At 64.1% G+C, this 19,332-nt stretch carries 13 protein-coding genes; 2 read left to right on the plus strand and 11 right to left on the minus strand.

Features of this window, described 5'->3' with window-relative positions:
• Window positions 1–41 precede the first annotated feature (41 nt).
• On the minus strand, window positions 42–1,844 hold the full coding sequence (locus tag E3T29_RS14285; protein ID WP_134346285.1) for an ABC transporter family substrate-binding protein: 1,803 nt from the start codon (window positions 1,842–1,844) through the stop codon (window positions 42–44).
• Between the two features lie 348 nt (window positions 1,845–2,192).
• Window positions 2,193–3,980: an ABC transporter ATP-binding protein gene (locus E3T29_RS14290; RefSeq protein ID WP_134346286.1), complete on the minus strand. Its 1,788-nt coding sequence runs from the start codon at window positions 3,978–3,980 to the stop codon at window positions 2,193–2,195.
• Between the two features lie 50 nt (window positions 3,981–4,030).
• On the opposite strand from E3T29_RS14290, the gene E3T29_RS14295 reads away from it, so the two are divergent.
• The gene (locus E3T29_RS14295) at window positions 4,031–4,639 is read left to right on the plus strand and encodes a PH domain-containing protein (protein ID WP_134346287.1); all 609 of its coding nucleotides are present in this window, start codon (window positions 4,031–4,033) and stop codon (window positions 4,637–4,639) included.
• A 20-nt stretch (window positions 4,640–4,659) separates the two neighbouring features.
• Here the strand turns inward: E3T29_RS14295 and E3T29_RS14300 are convergent, their stop codons facing one another.
• The 7 genes from E3T29_RS14300 to E3T29_RS14330 all read right to left on the minus strand — a co-directional run bounded on the left by E3T29_RS14300 (window position 4,660) and on the right by E3T29_RS14330 (window position 14,883).
• On the minus strand, window positions 4,660–5,700 hold the full coding sequence (locus E3T29_RS14300) for an ABC transporter permease (protein WP_134346288.1): 1,041 nt from the start codon (window positions 5,698–5,700) through the stop codon (window positions 4,660–4,662).
• Window positions 5,701–7,233, minus strand: a complete 1,533-nt coding sequence (locus E3T29_RS14305; protein WP_134346289.1) for an ABC transporter permease — start codon at window positions 7,231–7,233, stop codon at window positions 5,701–5,703. It abuts the gene before it with no gap.
• A gap of 137 nt (window positions 7,234–7,370) precedes the next feature.
• The gene (locus tag E3T29_RS14310) at window positions 7,371–9,158 is read right to left on the minus strand and encodes an ABC transporter family substrate-binding protein (RefSeq protein WP_134346290.1); all 1,788 of its coding nucleotides are present in this window, start codon (window positions 9,156–9,158) and stop codon (window positions 7,371–7,373) included.
• Window positions 9,159–9,469: 311 nt separating this feature from the next.
• Window positions 9,470–11,218 carry an ABC transporter ATP-binding protein gene (locus E3T29_RS14315; protein ID WP_092340734.1) on the minus strand — a complete coding sequence of 583 codons (1,749 nt, stop codon included), beginning with the start codon at window positions 11,216–11,218 and terminating at the stop codon, window positions 9,470–9,472.
• A complete protein-coding gene (locus E3T29_RS14320; RefSeq protein WP_092340733.1) occupies window positions 11,215–12,162 on the minus strand; it encodes an ABC transporter permease in 948 nt (315 codons plus the stop codon). The genes E3T29_RS14315 and E3T29_RS14320 overlap by 4 nt, the downstream gene beginning before the upstream one ends.
• Entirely contained in the window at window positions 12,152–13,081 is a 930-nt protein-coding gene (locus tag E3T29_RS14325; protein ID WP_092340732.1) for an ABC transporter permease, read from the minus strand. The genes E3T29_RS14320 and E3T29_RS14325 overlap by 11 nt, the downstream gene beginning before the upstream one ends.
• Window positions 13,082–13,224: 143 nt before the next feature.
• Window positions 13,225–14,883 carry an ABC transporter substrate-binding protein gene (locus E3T29_RS14330; protein ID WP_134346291.1) on the minus strand — a complete coding sequence of 553 codons (1,659 nt, stop codon included), beginning with the start codon at window positions 14,881–14,883 and terminating at the stop codon, window positions 13,225–13,227.
• A 322-nt stretch (window positions 14,884–15,205) separates the two neighbouring features.
• On the opposite strand from E3T29_RS14330, the gene E3T29_RS14335 reads away from it, so the two are divergent.
• A complete protein-coding gene (locus E3T29_RS14335; RefSeq protein WP_134346292.1) occupies window positions 15,206–15,997 on the plus strand; it encodes a CPBP family intramembrane glutamic endopeptidase in 792 nt (263 codons plus the stop codon).
• An 8-nt stretch (window positions 15,998–16,005) separates the two neighbouring features.
• On the opposite strand, the gene gcvP is transcribed toward E3T29_RS14335, so the two are convergent.
• Complete coding sequence (gcvP, locus tag E3T29_RS14340; protein WP_134346293.1) at window positions 16,006–18,906, minus strand: aminomethyl-transferring glycine dehydrogenase; 2,901 nt, start codon at window positions 18,904–18,906, stop codon at window positions 16,006–16,008.
• A gap of 6 nt (window positions 18,907–18,912) precedes the next feature.
• Window positions 18,913–19,284, minus strand: a complete 372-nt coding sequence (gene gcvH / locus E3T29_RS14345) for a glycine cleavage system protein GcvH (protein WP_134346294.1) — start codon at window positions 19,282–19,284, stop codon at window positions 18,913–18,915.
• Window positions 19,285–19,332 lie beyond the last annotated feature (48 nt).

The raw sequence follows: 19,332 nt of genomic DNA on the forward strand, positions 1-19,332 counted from the left end.
GCGCCTCAAAAGCACGTCAATCCAACGAGAAGTTCTCGTGGTTAGGCGAGCTTCCAATCCCAGATGTTCCAGAAGATAGTCGGCGCCAGAATCGACGGGTCGATGCCCGTGACGCTGTCATTGAATGCCGTCACTCCGGGGAACTGGAAGATGGTCACACCGTAGAAGTTCTCCCACAGGATCTTGTCGATCTCCTGCTGCAGCTCGATCTGCTTCGCCGGGTCGAACTCAACGTTCAGTTTCTTGATCGCAGCATCAACGTCGGGGTTGGAGAAGAAGTTCAGGTTGTTGATGCCACCCGTTTCGAAGGTGGGTCCGGAGCTCGTCACACCGAGGCTGGTCGACTGCCAGCCGAACAGGGAAGCATCGTAGGCACCGGGGGTGCCGAGAATTCCGCCCCACTCGGCGCTGCCGCCGTCGAGCACGTTGAAGCCGGCAAGCGCTGCACTGGCCTGGATCAGCGCGAATTCGTTGACACGACGCGGGTTGGTGGATGCGTAGAGCACCGTCACGTCGAGGTTGGTTGCTCCGGACTGGGCGATGAGTGCCTTGGCACCCTCGACATCGACCTCGGCGTAGTCGGCTGAGCTGTTGCCGGCGACGGAATCGTCGTAGCCTTCGGCACCGGGAACCATCATCTGCGAACCGCGAAGTGCAGCGGCGTCGCCGACGATGGGCTTGATCAGCTTGTCGAGAATCTCCTGACGGGGAACGACCTTCATGAACGCCTCGCGCACCAGCGGGTCGTTGAAGACGCCGCTCTTGCCCTGGTCGAACTGCAGGTCGATGTGCTCGTAGGTCCCTTCTTCACCCTTGAGCACGGTGACCTTGTCGAGCGCGTCGAGCGCGGTGACGAGGTCAGACGTGGACTGGGGAGAGATGACATCGACGTCACCGTTTTCGAGAGCCTGCACGGAGGCGAGCGGGTCCGTGATGAAGCGCACGGTGACCTCTTCGATCGACGGCTTGTTCTCGCCGGTATATTCCGGGTTGGCCTTCAACGTGATGTACTGATCGGCCACGAAAGCGGAGATCGTGTACGGGCCGGTCCCCACGTACAGCTCGGGGTCATCCGGCAGGGAGGTGAAGTTGAAGCCGGAGTTCCAGAAGGAGGAAATCTTGGCGAGTGACGCGCTGTCGTTGTCCTGGATCGCGGTGACGAGAGCGGTCTTGGCTTCCTCATTGTCGTCGAGGCCGAGGGCGTTCTTCGCGACCACGTGCGCCGGAAGCGGAGCGTAGAGGGCGAGTTCCCAGTCGACGTAGGGCGCCGAGTAGACCATGGTCATCGAGCGGTTGTCGTCGCTGATCTCGGGCACGTCGTGCACGAGCCCGAGGCCGGAGTCGGCCTGGGCTCCGGAGTCGAAGTAGACGACGTCGTCCGGGAACGCGTCGGTGAATTCACCGGTTTCCGGGTCGACGAAATCGTTCGAGTTGAAGTCGGGGGTGTCGAGCGCACGCGAGTTGGCCGCCCAGCTCAGGAGAAGGTCGGACGCATCCACTGCGGTGCCGTCTGACCACTTGACGTCGTCAGCGAGGGTGTACTTGACAGTGAGCGGGTCTTCCGACACCAGCTCGTAGCTGCCGTACGACTCGTTCTGCTTCAACTCCGGCGTGTTGTCGTAGTAGTTGAACCAGTCGTTCGTCATGTACGTGATGTTGTTGTTCGCTGTGGCGTTGCCGAACGACGTCAAGCCGTTGTACGAGAAGAACGGCTGGTTCCACGCGACGTCGACACTCGTTCCCTCATCGAGCCCGGACTCGGCCGTGGGGGCCGAGCAGCCGGATAAGACGAGCGTTGCGGCGCCAACCGCGGCAATTACTGCCCCGATACGTCTGAATCTCATTGTTCCTCCTGTGCGATCGTGTGCAAATGGCGACGGCGTAATTTCTTGTCACGCCGCCGCCATGGTGGTGATTCGACCCTAGGTCGGGGGAAGGACGCCCGACGGTAAAGTGGCGAAACGTTACACACTGGTAACGCAATTGCCCAAATAGCATGAGTATTGCTCAATACAGGGGTTAATTAGCTGCATATTGCTCAAAAGTGCAGCCCAAAATTAGACGTGCTCAGCTAAGATGGGCGCACGTTTAGCGCGCAGGTCGTCGACATCGACGAGCGGCACGCGCTATGTTGCAGGCTCTGCAACAAGACGGGAATCTGTCGCAGAATCTGGGATGGCTCGGTAATTCGCCTAGTCGTCGATACCGGCGGCCAACAATTCGCGGCGCAGCTCGCGGCGGGCACGCTGTTCGGTGGGATCCGGGATCGGCACGGCGGCCAGCAGACGCTGGGTATAGGGGTCTTTCGGATAGCGAAGAATCTCATCCCGCGTGCCGGTTTCCACGATGCGACCGTGGTGCATGACCGCGATGCGGTCGGCGAGCACATCGATGACGGCGAGGTCGTGGGTGATGAACAGGCAGGCGAAGTTCATCTGCTTCTGCAGCGACTGAATCAGCTCCAGAACTCGGGCCTGCACCGAGACGTCGAGCGCACTGGTGGGCTCGTCGGCGATGAGCACCTTCGGTTCGAGCGAGAGAGCGCGGGCGATCCCGACGCGCTGTTTCTGCCCGCCGGACAGTTCGTGCGGAAAGCGGCTGCGGTAGGCGCGTGGCAGCTCGACGCTGTCGAGCAACCGTTCCACTTCGGCGCTGAGTCCGGCCCCCTTCAGCCCCTTCGCGAGCTTGAGGGGTTCCCCGATGCTGTCGCCGATGGGCATCCGTGGGTTGAGCGAGGAGGACGGGTCTTGGAAGACGATGCCGACGCTCTTGTGCAGCCGGTGGATCTCCTCCCGGCTGGCCTTGGAGATGTCCTGGCCGGCCACGTGTAATGAGCCCTCGGTGATCGGCAGCAGTGCGATGGCGGCGCGTCCGAGGGTGGTCTTGCCGGAGCCGGACTCCCCCACGAGCCCGAGTACCTCGCCCTGCCGTACGTAGAGGTTGACCTTGTCGACGGCACGGAACGCCGCGACGCGACCGTGTTTGGGGTACTCGATGACCACATCGTCGAATTTGACGACCACTTCGCGGCTGTCGTTGCGGGCGGCTGAAGCCGCTTCATTGGCGAGTCGCTCGTTGACCTCGATACGGGCGGCGAGCACGGCGTCCACCACGATGTCGGTGCCGATGGCGAGCGCCGCGGTCATATCGATCGCTTCGACACCACGCTGGCCGAGGTGCGGAACCGCCTGCAGCAGGGCGATCGTGTAGGGGTGAGTGGGTTCGTTGAAGATCTGGTCGACCGTGCCGCGCTCCACGATGACACCGCGGCGCATGACGGCGATGTCATCGGCGAGGTCGGCGACCACGCCCATATCGTGGGTGATCAAGAGGATGGCGCTGTCGAGTCGGTCGCGCAGGCTCCGCAGCAGGTCGAGGATCTCGGCCTGCACCGTCACGTCGAGGGCGGTGGTTGGTTCGTCGGCGATGAGCAGCTGCGGGTCGCAGGAGATGGATTGCGCGATCATGGCGCGCTGGCGTTGGCCGCCGCTCAGCTGGTGCGGGTAGGAGTTGAAGGCCTTGAGCGGATCGGGCAGCTCGACCATGTCGAGCAGTTCGAGGGCGCGCGTCTTGGCCTGCGAGGGTGACATACCGAAGTGGGCGCGCAGGGTCTCGATGATCTGGAACCCGATCGTGTAGACCGGGTTGAGTGCCGTCATCGGTTCCTGGAAGATCATGGCGATCTGGCCGCCGCGCACCTTGTGCATCTGCGCCGGCTTCAGGCCCATGAGTTCCCGGCCGGTGAGCTTGACGCTGCCGGAAATGCGGCTGTTGTCGGGGAGCAGATCGAGGATGGCCATGGAGCTCGCGCTCTTGCCAGAGCCGGACTCGCCGACGATGGCGAGCACCTTGCCCCGCTCGATCGAATAGTTCAGTTTGAGGGCGGCCGGTACCCAGACGTTATCGACGCCGAAGTGCACGGTGAGGTCGGTGACCTGCAGTACGGGGCCGGAGAATGTGGTCGTCACCTGGTCGGTCATGAAGTCCTGCTTTCGCTGTGGGTGAGTTCAATTTCTGGCAGCATGGCTGCATGCCCGTCGCTGCCGACCCGAATCTCTTCTTTTCGCGGTTCAACCGCATCATCGCCGCCGTGTTCGCGGGCGTTGCCGCCGCCAGCGCGGTGAGCGTGTTTCTGCTCCCGACTTTGTCGAACCGGTGGCTGGTCGTTCCGGCTCTGTTCGTGGTTCTGTTCGTCTGGGAGGTACTGTGGCGCCCCGACCTGCGCGTCAGCGACACGGCCGTGACCATTCGCAATCCGCTGCGCACCATCGTGGTGCCGTGGGCGGCGCTCGTGCACGTCGACACCAAGTTCGCGCTCACGCTCTACACGCCGGGGCGCAAGTTCGCGGTGTATTGCGCTCCGGCCCCCGGCCGCAGCCTGACCAGCTCCGGGCGCCGCAAGAGCACAGACCCGGTGCCCTACGTCAGCGGCTCCCCACGCCCCGGCGACCTGCCGGGGAGTGAGTCCGGCGAGGCGGCGCAACTGGTGCGCGCACGCTGGGACGCCCTGCAGCGAAGCGGTCTGATCGACGGCGGGCTCGCCGCGCAGACGCTCGTTGTGGTCGTGTGGGCCTGGGGTCGGGCTGGCGTGCTGGCGGCGGGCTCCGTGGCATCCGTTGTCGCAATTCTGCTGGCCTAATGCCTGCTGGCCTAGCGGGGTCACGGCTGCGCCTCCAGCTCCGGTTCGGGCCGGGTTTCGCGCATTTTGCTGAGCTTGAACCGGCGGTGACGCGGGTCGAAGGCGTCGCGCAGGCCGTCGCCGACGAAGTTCACCAGCAGCGCGAGCGACACGATGAACGCGCCGGGCCACCAGAACAGCCACGGCCGGGTCTGGAACGCCGACTGATTCGAGCTGATCAGCAGACCCAGCGACACATCGGGAGAGCGAATGCCGTAGCCGAGATAACTCAGCGCCGTCTCGAGCAGAATGGCCGAGGCCATGATGAGCGTCGCCGACACGATGACGACACCCATGGCGTTGGGCAGGATGTGCTTGAAGATGATGCGCATGTCGCTCGCCCCGGCGACCCGGGCGGCCTCGACGAACTCGCGTTCCCGCAGCGACAGGAATTCGCCGCGCACCAGGCGGGCGATGCCCATCCAGGAGAAGAAGCCGAGCATGATCGCCAGTACCGGGGCGCCGAGAGCGCCGAACCAGTGGCCCACGACGGAGCCGATCACGAGGGCGGGAATCACGATGAAGACGTCGGTGACCCGCATGAGAATGGCGTCGACGGTGCCGCGGTAGTAGCCGGCGATGGCCCCGACCACCACGCCCACGACGGTCGCGATGAGGCCGAGAACCACCATGACCAGCGCGGAGTTCTGAATGCCGCGCATGGTCATGGCGAAGTAGTCCTTGCCGATGCGGTCCTGGCCGAACGGATGCTCGCCCAGCGAGATACCGTTGCCGCCGAGAAACTGTGGCACCAGCGAGAGGGTGGGGTTGCCGCCGTTCACCTGCGGGTTGAGCGCCTTGTACCCGTACTGCCACCAGCCGGGGATCGGGCTGATGCCGATGGCGGAGAAGGAAAACAGGATGATGAGCAGGAGGATGATGACGGAGGCGACGGCCACCTTGTTGCCGACGAAGCGACGCCAGATCAGGCGTCCCTGACTTTCAGGGATCGCGCTCGCGACGGCGAGTTCGTCGGCGGGGATCTCGGGCGGGGTCGGCCCCAAGCCAATTGGTGTGGACATCTAGCGGATCCTCACTCTGGGGTCGAGCCCGGCATAGGCCATGTCGGCCAGAAAATTGAAGGTGATCGCCATGGCGGCCACGATCAGGAAATAGCCCATCACCGGGTTGAGGTCACCGCGCTGGAGTCCCGCATTGAACAGGCTGCCCATCCCGGGGATGGCGAAGACCTTCTCGGTGATGATCGCGCCACCGAGCAGGGCGCCGACGTCGAAGGCCACCAGGGTGGTGAGCGGAATGAGCATGTTGCGAAAGGCGTGGCGCACGATCACGGTGCGCTCGGGCAGCCCCTTGGCGCGGGCGGTGCGAATGTAATCGAGGCTGAGCACCTCGAGCATGCCGGCGCGGGAATACCGGGTGTACCCGGCGAAGGAGATCAGCAGCAGCGCGATGGTCGGCAGGGTGAGGTGGGCGAAGGCGTCAAGCCCGCCCAGCCAGACATCGCCGCTCAACCCCGGGGTCTTCGAGCCCACCGTCGCGATCGGGCGTCCGTTGGTGGCGGTGAGCAGATCGCCCCAGGACTGCATGAACCGGTCCAGTAGCACGACGGCGCCCGAGAGCAGGGCCGTGATGAGGCCGACGCGCATGTTCTGGCCGCGGTCGTAGCCGCCGGCGAGGAAACCACTGACCAGGCCCACGGCAGCGGTGGCGAGCGCGAGGATGAACAGCGTGCCGGCGCTTGAGATGTCGAACAGGGGCTGCAGGGTGAAGTACGCCACAATGGCGATCGCGGCGTTGATCCCCGCCGTGATGAGGGCCCGACGGTTGCGCAGCCCGGCCAGCAGAGTGGCCGAGCCGAGGGCGATCGCGGCGACCAGCACAATGATCGGGATCGCTCCGAGCCCGGGGTGCATGAACCACCCGGTCGCACTCATCAGCAGCAGAACACCGCTGGTCGCCAGACCTGACACGAGGAACACCACGAGGCGACGCCGCCCGTCACCGCCGAGGAGCGACTGCCAGATGGCGCCGATGACGAGGCCGATGACCACGAGCGCGACGCTACCGATCACCGGGTCGCGCAGAAAGTCATTGAAGCCGATGGCGACGAATTCTTTTAGGAGCACGGCCACCAGAAAGGCGGGTAGCGAGTACAGAAAGAAGCTGACGAAGGTGACCGTATTGTCAAGGCCGCTGTATTGGCGGAGGGCGGTGATGATGCCGATCGTGACGCCGAGCAGAATGGCCAGCACGAGCGCGAACGTCACGAGCTGCACCGTTGCGGCCAGGGCGTTGGGCAGAATATCGACGACCTGCGCCTTGGAGACGGTCGAGCCGAGGTCGCAGGCGTTGGCGAAGGGAATGGCACACTTGGCCACGCCCCCGAGCCAGAGCACCCAGCGCAGGGGCGGCGGAACGTCAAGGTCGAGGAGCGAGACGCGGGCATTGATGAGTTGCTGCTTATTGGGCGAATTACTGCTCGTGAGGTCCTGAAGCGGATCGGCCGAGTAGCCCACCATGACGTACATCAGAAACGATGCGGCGATCAGGATGAGTATGGAAACGAGAATTCGTCTCAGGATGAAGCTCACCATGCCGGGGCTACCTCACTGTAGGAGTTGGTTCGTACGTCGGGTACGACAAGAAAACGGATGCCGCCCGACCCGCCAGTTGGGCTCCTGGGCGAACCCAGGAGCCCAACTGCGCGATCAAGCCGCGTCTTTCGACCTCGCTACTTACTGACGGACCATTCCCAGAAGTTCCAGAACGGACCGGTCTGGTTACCCATGTACTCCACACCGCTCACGCGCTTGGCGACACCGAACACACCGGGCAGCTGGAAGAGCGGCAGGCCGTAAGCGTCCGCGAACATCTGCTTGTCCATCTTCTTTTCCAGGGCGATCAACTTGTCGGGATCCAGAGTGGTCTGGGTCGCAATCGCGTCGTCATTCGTTCCCGTGTAGTGGTTGTAGTTTCCACCACCGTCGGTCGAGAAGATCTGCGAGATGCCGGCCGAGCCGACACCGGGGCTGATCCAGCCGAATAGTGAAGCGTCATAGTCGCCGCCCGAGAGCAGGCTGCTCCAGTCCGGAGACCCAGCGTCAACGACGGTGATGCCGGCCTTGGCGGCCGATTCCTGGATGGCCTGGAACTCATCGACCCGGTTCGGGTTGTTGGTGTTGTACAAAATACGCACCGAGGGGGTGGCGCCGGCCAGCAGGGCCTTGGCGCCCTCGATGTCCACATCGGCATAGTCCTTCGAGCCGTTGTTGGCGACGGAATCTGCGTACGGTTCGTTGGCGGGAACCCAGATCTGCGAGTTGAGCACCTTGGCGTCGGGGTTGACCGGCGTCACAATGGAATCGAGGATCTGCTGACGCGGGATGGTCTTCAGGAACGCCTGGCGCACCTTGATGTCGGCGAAGACCGGCTGGTCGAAGCGCAGGTCGAGGTGGTCATACGACACCTGGTCTCCGGTCAGTACGTCGGCTCCGGTATTCTCCAGAGCGGTGAGCGTATCAGCGGATGCCTGCGGGTTGATGATGTCGACCTCGCCGTTTTGCAGGGCGGTGACCTGGGCGTTGGCGTCCGGAATGACGCGCAGGATCATCTTGTCGATCTTGGGAATCATGCCACCCACGTAGTACTTGTTGCGCTCCATGGTGAAGGACTGGCCGGGGGTCCAGCCGGTCGGCACCATCGGGCCGCTCGAGACGAGCAGGTCGGGGTCGGTGGGGAACGCGGTCACGTCGTAGCCGGTGTTCACGAAGTCGGCGGCGGCCTTCAGCGTGGGGTCGGCCGCAGCCGGGTTGGCCGGGTCACCCTTGGGCAGGCTCTTCATCAGGGCGGTCAGGTCGGCGGCGGAGCTGAGTCCGGCCTTCTTGGCCACGATGTGGGCCGGCTGGCCGATCGGGTTGACCAGCTCCCAGTCCACGTAGGGGGTGCCGTAGACCAGGGTCATCGACAGGTTGTCATCGCTCACCGTGGGGAAGGCGGTCGTGTCGAGGCCTGCGGTGCTCGCGGCGATCTCGAAGTATTGGGTGCCAGAGACCACGTCGCCGCTGTCGGGGTCGGTGGTTGAGCTGTTGTAATAGCCGGCACCGGTCGCCCAGGCCAGAACCATGTCGTCGGCCGTGACGGGCTCACCGTCCGACCACTTGTTGCCGGGATTCAGCGTATAGGTGACCGTCTGCGGGTCGTCGCTGGTTTTTTCGAAGGTGCCGAACTTGTCTTCGTGCACGATCTTGAAGTCTTTATCGATGTAGGAGAAGGCGGAGCCGTAGTTACCCATGAGGTAACCGACCTGGCCGTTGGTGTCGAGGTTCGACTGGGGGGTCTGGTTATTGAACGACGTGAAGTCGTTGACCACCGCGACCGTCACCGTGCCGCCGGTGGCCGCGGTATCCGTATTCGTGGTGGTGCTGCCGGATGTGGTGCATGCGGTCAGGGCAAGGGCGGCGACGCCAAGAACGGCGACCCCACTGAGACTCTTCCTGAACAGTTTTCCTCTGATGGACAAGATTCCTCCTGGGCGAAGTGATCGTCGACCACGGCGATTTGGCCGCAGGTCGAGCGCGGATAAATATGACCATAGAGAGAAAACCTCGGCTTCGCTCAATAAGTACCCGAACCGTTACCAAATATCACCATTTATTTTCGTTCCGGGGGCGCATTGTGCACAATTACTGCGTTTGTTGCGGCCGCGCGCAATGTTTGCACCGTTTCAGCAGGCCAGACCACTGAATGCGCCACCGACCAGCGCACGTGACGGCGGTTAAACCACACAGGCCCGACCAGTATTACCGGTCGGGCCTGTGTGTTGAACGCAGGTTAGCGACCGAACTCGAAGTCGCCACCAGGAATGGCAGCAAGCAACTCTTGCGTGTACAGCTCGCGGGGGCTGTCGAACACGTCATCGGTCGACGCCGCCTCAACGATGCGCCCCTTCTGCATGACGCAGACGTTGTCGGCAACGAGACGCACCACCGCGAGGTCGTGGGTGATGAACAGGTAGGTCAGCCCCAGCTCGGTCTGCAGTTCGGTGAGCAGGTTCAGGATCTGCCCCTGCACGAGCACGTCAAGCGCGGAGACGGCCTCGTCGAGCACGAGTACATCGGGCTTGAGCGCCAGGGCCCGCGCAATGGCAATGCGCTGGCGTTGGCCGCCGGAGAGCTCGCTCGGGTAGCGAAACTGCGTCGAGGCCGGCAGCGAGACCTGGTCGAGCAGCTCCAGCACGCGCTTCTGGCGTTCCTTTTTGGTGCCGACCTTGTGCGCCAGCAGCGGCTCCGCAATGGTGTTCCCCACGTTGTACTGCGGGTCGAGTGAGCCGTACGGATCCTGGAACACCGGCTGCACCCGGCGGCGAAAGTTCAGCAACTGGCGGCCCTTGAGCCCGGCAACGTCGCGTCCCTCGAATTCAATCCGCCCGCTGGTGAGGCCTTCCAGCTGCAGAATGAGCTTGGCCACGGTGGACTTGCCCGACCCGGACTCCCCCACGATCGCCGTGGTGGTGCCCTTCTTGACCCCGAACGACACGTCGTTCACGGCGAGGAGTTCGTCATATTTCAGCCCCGACTTACGGATGCGGTACATCTTGGTGATGCCCTCGACCGAGATGAGGTCCTTGCCGGTCGCCGCCAGCTCTCGTTCGGTGGCGCGGGCGATCAGCGCCGTATCGGTACCGCCGGCCGAGAAGATTTCGGACGTCGGGGCATCCTGATTCTTCTTGGCCTGAATGCGTCGTGAGGCGAGGCTGGGAGCCGCAGCGACGAGGCGTTGGGTGTACGGGTGCTGCGGGTTGGCCAAAATCTCTTGCGACGGCCCCGATTCGACGACCTTGCCCTTGTACATCACCACGAGCTGTTCGGCCCGCTCGGCGGCGAGACCGAGGTCGTGCGTAATGAACAGCACGCTCGTGCCGTAATCCCGGGTGAGGGTCGCGAGGTGATCGAGAATCTGACGCTGCACGGTGACGTCGAGCGCGCTCGTGGGCTCGTCGGCGATGAGCAGCTTCGGCCGGGCCGAGAGCCCAATGCCGATGAGCACGCGCTGACGCATGCCGCCGGAGAACTGGTGCGGGTACTGCTTGAGCCGGTCGGCGGCATCCGCCAGGCCGGCCTCCTGCAGCACTTCGATGGTGCGCGCCTTCAGTGGCTTGCCACGGAGGCCGCTATTAGCCTTGATGGCCTCGGACACCTGAAACCCAATGTTCCAGACCGGGTTGAGGTTGCTCATCGGGTCCTGCGGAACGTAACCGATTTGACGACCGCGCACGGCCTGCATCTCGGCGGCGTTCAGGGTGGTCAGGTCCCGGCCCTCAAACAAAATCTGTCCGCCGGTCACCTGGCCGGTGCCGGCCAGCAGCTTGATGATGGCCTGCGCGGTCGTGGTCTTGCCCGAGCCGGACTCCCCCACGATCGCGAGAGTCTGGCCGGGGAAGAGCGTAAGGCTCACGCCGCGCACGGCGGGCACGACACCGCGCTGAGTGCGGAACCCGACCTCGAGGTTCTTGATCTCCAGGAGCGGTGCGGAGTCGGTGGACGAAATTTGATTCACGGTTTCGGTCGCTAACTGAGTCATCGGCGTGCCCTCGCCTGGGGGTCGAGCGCGTCGCGCAGCACGTCACCGAGCATGAGAAAAGCCAGCACGGTTAGAGACAGCGCGATCGAGGGGTACAGCAGAACCTGCGGGCTCGTGCGGATGGTCGTCTGTGCTTCGCCGATATCGCGGCCCCACGACATGGTGCCGGGGCCGAGGCCGATGCCCAGGAACGAAAGCGTGGCCTCCGCAACGATGAACGTGCCGAGGGAGACCGTCGCGATGACGATCACGGGGGCGATGGCGTTGGGAACGACATGCCGCAGCAAAATCTTGAACTTCGAGACACCGAGCGCGACCGAGGCCACGACATAGTCCGAGTTTCGCGCGGTCAACACGGCGCCGCGCATGATGCGGGCGACCTGCGGCCAGGCGAAGATCGAGATGACGAGGGCGATCACGACCGGGGTGCGGTCTGGCAATACCGAGAGCAGCACGATGGCGCCGAGCACGGTCGGAACGGCGAAGAAAATGTCGCCGATGCGCGAGACGACGGCGTCGAGGAAACCGCCGTAGTAGCCAGCGAGGGCACCGACGATGAGACCGAACAGGGTAACGATGGCGGCAGCCAGCATGCCGACGGTCACCGAGGCACTCGTGCCGAAAATAATCCGCGCGTAGACATCGCAGCCCTGAAAGGTAAATCCGAGCGGATGCCCGGACTGCGGCACCCCGTTACTGTCCGACAACTGGCACTGCGTCGGCGATACCGAGGCGAACAAGGTGGGGACCAGCGCAACAAGCACAATCAGCAGGATGAGTCCGGACGAAATCCAGAAGCTGGGCCGGCGTCGCATCGCGTCCCAGGCATCCGCCCAAGTACTGCGCGCTTTCGCGGTCTCATCGAGGCGGTCGATGGCCACGAGGGGGGTGTCTTCGAGCGCTGCAACGAAGTGCGGCTGCGCGCCCTGATTCTTACTTGGCATAACGGATCCTTGGGTCCAGAGCTGCGTACAGCAGATCGACGAGCAGGTTGGCGAGTACGAAGATCACGACCATCACGGCGATGAACGACACCACTGTCGGTCCTTCGCCGAGGCGAATGGCCTTAAAGACGGTGCCACCGACCCCGTTGATATTGAAGATGCCCTCTGTGACGATGGCACCGACCATGAGCGAGCCAATGTCCACGCCGAGAAAGGTCACCACGGGAACCAGCGAGTTGCGCAGCACATGCACGGTAACGACGCGGGGTCGGGAGAGGCCCTTGGCCGTAGCGGTGCGCACAAAGTCGGCGTTAAGATTGTCCGACACGCTCGCCCGGGTGAGCCGCACAATATAGGCAAACGAAACGGATGCCAGCACCAGCGCTGGCAAAATCAGTTCGTCGAGCGGTGCCGCCCCACTCACCGTGGTGCGAGCCCAGCCGAGCTGAACACCGAACACGAATTGCAGCACGAAGCCGATCACAAAGGTCGGCACGCTGATCAGCAGCAGGCTCACCACGAGGGCGCTCGCGTCAAACAGCTTGCCCTTGCGGAGACCTGCCACGAGGCCGACCAGGATGCCGAAGAGGGCTTCGAAGGCGAGGGCGAGCATGGCCAGTCGTGCCGTGATCGGAAAGGCAGAAGCCATGACGTCCGAGACGGAGCGACCGGAGTACGTGGTGCCGAGGTCACCCTGAAAGAAGTTACCGATGTAGAGCAGGTACTGCATGATGAACGGCTTGTCGAGGTTGTATTCGGAACGAATCTGTGCGATGACGGCGGGCGACGGGGGCCGCTCGCCATAGAGGGCAGCGATGGGGTCTCCGGGCAGGGAGAACACCATGAAGTAGATCAAGAAAGTGGCGCCGAAGAACACGGGGATCATCTGGAGCAGGCGCTTGCCGGTATACCAGAGCATCAGCTACCCGTCGGCGCAGTTGACACGGTGCTGGTCGGCACGGGAGAAGTCGAGTGCATGAAAAAGTCGCAATCATTAAGTGGAACTCGAGAGGCCCGGGCATGACCCCGGGCCTCTCGTAACGACGTACTAGGAACGAATGGTTAGTTCTTGGTGATCTCGTGGTAGAGCGGCACAGAATCCCAGCCGAACTCAACGTTGCTCACCGTGTCAGACCAAACACCGGAGGTGTTCTGGTACCACAGCGGGATGGTCGGGAGGTCCTGCAGCAGAACTTCCTGTGCTTCGACGTACTTGGCCGTGGCCTCTTCAACACTCGACGCCGCGGCGCCGTCGGTGAGGAGCGTGTCGAATGCCTCGCTGCTGTAGCCCTCGTAGTTCGAGCCGGCACCGGTCTTGTACAGCGGCGCGAGGAAGTTGTACAGCGACGGGTAGTCGGCCTGCCAGCCGGCGCGGGTGCCGCCGGTCAACGCCTGGGTGTCGCGGTCATCGATTGCGGCCGCGAAGGTCGGGTAGGGCTTGCCAACCGCGTCGATGCCGAGCGTGTTCTTGACGCTGTTCACGACTGCGTCGACCCAGGCCTGGTGCGGCCCGTCGGAATTGTAGGCGATGTCGAAGGTGCCGGTGTAGGGAGAGATCGCGTCGGCCTCAGCCCAGAGTGCGACGGCCTCTTCCGGGTTGTACTCGAGTACTTCGGAACCCTTGAGGGAGTCGGAGTAGCCGGCGATGACCGGGGAGGTGAAGTCGGTGGCCGGGGTGCGGGTGCCCTGGAAGACAACATCGGTGATCTCGGCGCGGTCAATTGCCATAGAGAGGGCTGCACGACGCAGCTTGCCCTCCTCGCCGGACCAGTGCTCGAGGTAGTACGGCATGTTGAACGCCTGGAAAACCGCGGCCGGCTCGTTCACGAACGTGTCCGGAAAATCGGATTCGTAGCTCGCCAGTGCGGATTCGGGGATCTGGTCGAGCACGTCGAGGTCGCCGCCCTGCACGGCAGCGTAGCCGGCGTCGAAAGAGGCGAAGAAGAAGATGGTCAAACCGTCATTCTTCGGGGTGCGCACGCCCGCGTAATTCGGGTTGGTGACGAGGTCGATCTGCACGTCGTGCTGCCAGGCATCCGCGCTGGCGAGCATGTACGGGCCGTTACCGATCGGGTTCTGACCGAAGGCGTCCATATCCTCGAAGGCCACGGAGGGCAGCGGCGAGTAGGCGGAGTAGCCGAGGCGCAGCGGCCAGTCGGCCTCGGTGCCAGCGAGTTCCACGGTGAACGTGGTGTCGTCAACGACCTTCAAGCCGGACATGCCGTCGGTTAGCGGATCGCCAACCTGCAGCGGGGCTCCATCTTCGCCGACCGCGCCGGAGGGGTCGTCCATGGAGTTTTGCACGTCGGAGAAACCGACGATGTTGTCGAAGAAGTAAGAGGACCCCTGTGCGTTATCGAAGAGGGCACCATAGTTCCAGGCGTCGACGAACGACTGCGCGGTGACCGGCTCGTCGTTGGTGAAAGTCCAGTCATCGTTGAGCGTGACGGTCCAGTTGGTGGCGTCGTCGGACTCGATCGACTTGGCGACCTCATTTTGAATTTCACCGCTGGCCGAGTAGGAGATCAGGCCGGCAAAGATCGACGTGATGATCTTTCCGCCGCCGACCTCGGTGGTGTTGGTGGGGATCAGCGACATCTGCGGCTCGGTGCCGTTCGTGGTGATGATCGCGCCGCCTTCAGCGGAGGTCTCTGCGCCGCCCGCGCAGCCCGAGAGCATGAGAGCTCCGGTCGAGGCGAGAGCGATGGCGACAATGCCCATTCTCCTGATTTTCAATTTTTGCTCCAATGCACAAAAGGGCGCCTGACACAGCTCTTGACCGTGTCACGCGCCAGTAGAGTCAACCCAATTTTGGCCGCAAAAGACCCGACTCAACGTTGGGGGGTTGTTACGACCCTAGTTTGTTACTTACCCAGATTGGGCAATGCGGCGAAAAATGTTACAGACGCGCAATCTATCTGACAACTATTGAGCGTCACACACTGTCATTTTGCACATATGTTGCGAGGCGGGTTTCGAACGGATGCTTCCCCCGCGATCGCGACGCGAGCGTCTGCGGATGCCGAGGTGGCAGGATAGGGCCATGCCGCCAGCATCCGCCCCGCACCGTTACCGGCTCGGTAATTCACCGTTGTATTGGGAGATTGGCATCGTGCTCGCCCTTTCGCTCGGGGCCTCGGCCGTGTACTCGATCGTGTCGATCGTGGCCCGCCTGACCGATACGACCCCCCTCGCCGACCAGTCGGCAACGCTCAACGGGTCGCAGTCGCCACGAGAGTGGCTCGACTTCACCTACCAATTTCTCGGCATTGCGTTCGGCCTCGCCGCTGTAGCGCTGGTGCTGTTTCTGCTGTGGCGGCCCGGCCAGAGCCCGTTCACCCGCCTCGGCTTCGACTTCACCCGACCGGGCAAGGATCTGCTCGGCGGCTTCGGGCTTCTCCTCGTCATCGGCATTCCGGGGCTCGCGCTCTACCTGGCCGGCCGAGCATTCGGCTTTACAGTGGCCGTGGTGCCCTCGCCGCTCGATACCTTTTGGTGGACCATTCCGATTCTCGTCTTCGCCGCCCTCAAGGCAGCGCTGCTCGAGGAACTCATCGTGGTGGGCTACCTGTTCACGCGGCTGCGCGAACTCGGCTGGTCGACCTGGACCATCATTGTGAGCTCGGCCGTGCTGCGCGGCAGCTACCACCTCTACCAGGGTGTCGGACCATTCTTTGGCAACGTGGCAATGGGCGTCGTGTTCGGCTGGTGCTACACCCGCTGGGGGCGCACCATGCCGCTTGTGGTGACGCACTGGCTGCTCGACATTCTCTCTTTTGTCGGCTATCCGCTCGCGCTGGCCTGGTGGCCGGGGCTGCTCGCCCCGGCCAGCTGAGATACCCCCTACTCGAAGGCCTCGGGCGGCGGGCAGGCGCAGACCAGGTTGCGGTCCCCGTAGGCGTTGTCGATGCGGCGCACCGGCGGCCAGTACTTGTTCCGCACCAGGGACGCGAGCGGGTAGACAGCGGTGGCCCGGTCATACGGATGCTCCCACTCCCCCTCGATCACGGACTGAGCGGTGTGCGGGGCGTTGTGCAGCGGATTGTCGTCGGCGGGCCAGCGGCCGGCGGCGACGGCATCCGCTTCGGCCTTGATCGCGATCATGGCGTCGATGAAGCGGTCAATCTCGCCGAGGTCTTCACTCTCGGTGGGTTCGACCATGAGCGTGCCGGCCACCGGAAAGCTCATGGTCGGCGAGTGGAAGCCGTAGTCGACGAGGCGCTTGGCCACGTCGTCGACGCTCACGCCGGTGGCCGCGGTGAGCGGCCGCAGGTCGAGAATGCACTCGTGCGCGACCAGGCCGTTTTCGCCCGAGTAGAGCAGCGGGTAGCTGTTCTCCAGGCGCTTGGCGACGTAGTTGGCGGCCAGCACGGCGGCGGCGGTGGCCTGTTTGAGGCCGTCGATTCCCATCATGCGCACGTAGGCCCAGGAGATGGGCAGAATGCTCGGGCTGCCATAGGGCGCCGCCGAGACCGGCCCACCGCCGTGCACGACGGTGGCGGTGGCTCCAGCAGCACCGAGCAGGTAGTGCTCGTCGCTCTGGGCGAGCGGATGTCCCGGCAGGAACGCCGCGAGGTGCGCCTTGGCCGCGACCGGGCCGACACCGGGACCGCCGCCGCCGTGCGGAATGCAGAACGTCTTGTGCAGGTTCAGGTGCGAGACGTCGCCGCCGAAATCGCCGTAGCGGGCGAAACCAAGCAGCGCATTGAGGTTGGCGCCGTCGACGTAGACCTGGCCGCCGGCGTCGTGCACTGCCTTGCAGATCGTCGCGACCTCGTGCTCGTAGACCCCGTGGGTCGACGGATAGGTGATCATGAGGGCAGCCAGGTTCTCAGCGTGCTCGGCGATCTTGGCGTGCAGGTCGGCCAGGTCCACGTTGCCGAGGTCGTCGCAGGCCACGACCACAACGCGCATGCCGGCCAGTGCAGCGGATGCCGCGTTGGTGCCGTGTGCGCTCGACGGGATCAGGCAGACCGTGCGACCGGTTTCACCGTTCGACTGGTGGAACCCGCGAATGGCGAGCAGTCCGGCCAGTTCGCCCTGGCTGCCGGCGTTCGGCTGCAGCGATACAGAGTCGTAGCCGGTGACATCGGTCAGCCAGGTTTCGAGTTGGCGCACCAGGTGCAGGTAACCCTCGACATCCGCTGTGGGCGCGAAGGGGTGGATTCCAGCGAATTCGGGCCAGCTGACGGCCTCCATCTCGCTCGCCGCGTTGAGCTTCATGGTGCAGGATCCGAGCGGGATCATGCCGCGGTCGAGCGCGTAGTCGTAGTCGGCGAGGCGCTTGAGGTAGCGCATCATGCTGGTCTCGGAACGGTGCGTGTTGAACACCGCGTGGGTGAGGAACTCGCTCTCGCGATCGAGGTCAGCTGGCAGCCCGTGCTGCACGTCGTCGAAGTCCACGTGGCCGAACGCGTCGCGGCCACCGAACGCGCCCACGACGAAGGAGAGATCGGCCAGCGTGGTCGTTTCGTCGACGGAGATACTGATGGTGTTCGCATCGACCTGGTGCAGGTTGTAGCCGCTCGCGGCTGCCTTCGCAACGACCTCGGCGGCGCCCGCCGGCACGTTGACCTGGATGGTGTCGAAGAAGGCGTCGGTGAGCACGTCGACGTCGATCGCCCGCAGAGCGGCAACGAGAGCGCCGGCCCGCTCGTGAACCCGGGTGGCGATCGCTTTCAGGCCCTGGGGCCCGTGGTAGACCGCGTACATGCCGGCCATGACGGCGAGCAACACCTGGGCGGTGCAGATGTTGGAGGTGGCCTTGTCGCGGCGAATGTGCTGCTCGCGCACCTGCAGGGCGAGGCGGTAGGCCGGGTGTCCGGTGGCGTCGACGCTCACACCGACCAGGCGGCCAGGCAGTTGGCGTTCGAGGCCCTTGCGCACGGCCATGTAGCCGGCGTGCGGTCCACCGAAACCCATCGGCACGCCGAAGCGCTGGCTGGTGCCGACGGCGACATCGGCACCGAGGTCGCCGGGCGATTTGAGCAGGGTGAGGGCGAGCAGGTCGGCGGCCACGACGGCGAGCGCCTTGTGCTCGTGGGCGAGGCCGATGACGCCTTCCGGATTCCAGATGCGACCGGAGGCCGCCGGGTACTGCACGAAGACACCGAAGTAGTCGCCGAGGTCCTCGGCGGTGGTCCGCTCTGTCAGTGCGACCTGAGCGAGTTCGATACCGAGGGCGGCGGCGCGATTGACGAGCAGCGCGTGGGTCTGGGGAAAGGCATCCGTGTCGACGATAAATCGACGCGACCCGGATTTGGAGGCGCGCAGAGCGAGGAGCATGCCCTCGACGACCGCGGTGGACTCGTCGAGCATCGACGCATTGGCCGTGGTCAGCCCGGTGAGATCGGCGATCATGGTCTGAAAGTTGATGAGCGCTTCGAGCCGGCCCTGCGAGATCTCGGGCTGGTAGGGCGTGTAGGCGGTGTACCAGCTGGGGTTCTCGAACACGTTGCGCTTGATCACGGCGGGCGTGGACGTGTCGTAATAGCCCTGGCCGATCATGGAGCGCTTGACCGTGTTGCGGCCGGCGAGGGCGCGCAGTTCGGCAACGGCCTCGTTCTCGGTCGCGGCGGGCGGCAGGGCGCTGTCTGCGTCCTGGCGGAACAGGTCGGCGTGGATCGACGCCGGCATGGCGGCGGAGACGAGGTCGTCGACCGAGGCGTAGCCGAGCGTGGCGAGCATGTGGGACTGGGCGTCAACATTCGTTCCGATGTGACGCTGCGCGAAAGCGTGGCTCATCTGCGATTACTCCCCGATCAGGGCTGAATACTCGGCAAAGGTGAGCAGGGTGGGAAGGGTCTCGAACTCCACCCTGATCAGCCAGCCCTCGCCGAACGGGTCGCTGTTGACGAGCTCGGGGCTCTCCACCACGGCGTCGTTGGTGGCCGTGACGGTGCCGTTCACCGGTGCGAACAGTTCCCCGACCGACTTGGTCGACTCGATCTCGCCGACGACCGTGCCGCCGGCGACGGTGCTGCCCACCTCGGGCAGTTCGACGAAGACGACGTCGCCGAGCTTCTCAGCGGCGTACGCGGTGATGCCGACGGTCGCGACGTTTCCCTCGACCAGAACCCACTCGTGCTCGGCGGTGTACTGCAATTTCGATGTGTCTGTCATGGTGTTGCCTTTCGCAAGTTGCACGGATTTCAGAATTGGTTCAACAGG

It is taken from the genome of Cryobacterium sp. TMT1-66-1 (assembly GCF_004403435.1).
In the GTDB taxonomy this organism is placed as follows: domain Bacteria; phylum Actinomycetota; class Actinomycetes; order Actinomycetales; family Microbacteriaceae; genus Cryobacterium; species Cryobacterium flavum.